General features: G+C 62.0%; 1 protein-coding gene. It reads left to right on the top strand.

What is annotated here, in order from left to right:
• Positions 1–50: 50 nt before the first annotated feature.
• A partial coding sequence (locus F0U44_RS24315) for a hypothetical protein (protein WP_246160770.1) occupies positions 51–337 on the top strand: 287 nt, incomplete at its 3' end.

Raw genomic sequence — 337 nt, 5'->3', positions numbered from 1 at the left:
TGCAGGCTTCCCTCGAAGCCGAGGCTAAGGGCAAGGCTGAGGCGTTGCGCATGAAGAAGAAGCTCGAGGCAGACATCAACGAGCTTGAAATCGCCCTCGACCACGCCAACAAGGCTAACGCCGAGGCACAGAAGAACATCAAACGCTACCAGGCACAAATCAAGGATCTGCAGACCGCTCTCGAGGAGGAGCAGCGCGCCCGTGACGATGCCCGCGAACAGCTCGGCATCTCGGAGCGTCGCGCCAATGCTCTTCAGAACGAACTGGAAGAGTCCCGCACACTCTTGGAGCAGGCCGACCGCGCCCGCCGCCAGGCCGAGCAGGAACTCAGCGACGC

This window comes from Nocardioides humilatus (genome assembly GCF_008373755.1).
GTDB classification, from domain to species: domain Bacteria; phylum Actinomycetota; class Actinomycetes; order Propionibacteriales; family Nocardioidaceae; genus Nocardioides; species Nocardioides humilatus.
This window is presented reverse-complemented; position numbering and strand designations above follow the sequence as displayed.